This window comes from Dellaglioa sp. CoH-57-MRSF-19 (assembly GCF_056781975.1).
On sequence record NZ_JBXAXW010000363.1, the window covers coordinates 1 to 229 of the forward strand.

At 57.6% G+C, this 229-nt stretch carries 1 protein-coding gene; it reads right to left on the minus strand.

What is annotated here, in order from left to right:
- A partial coding sequence (locus AC1RO3_RS09490) for a hypothetical protein (RefSeq protein ID WP_481764169.1) occupies nucleotides 1–229 on the minus strand: 229 nt, incomplete at both ends.

The window sequence follows — 229 nt, forward strand, 5'->3', positions numbered from 1 at the left end:
TTCGCACGTCATCGCGGTTGTAGACTCGCGCCGGAAGCAAAGGATTGGGCTGGCAGTCGTCGCTCTCGATTTCGATCGGTACAAACGAGATGCGGAAGAAGCGGCGCGGTGTACCGGCCTCGATACGCGGCCGACGATGAACGTTATACACGTCCAGCTGGTACATGCGCCCGGCCTCCAGTTGCTCAACATTTCGATCCAGTGCGCGATCCTGAAAGAACTGGTGAAT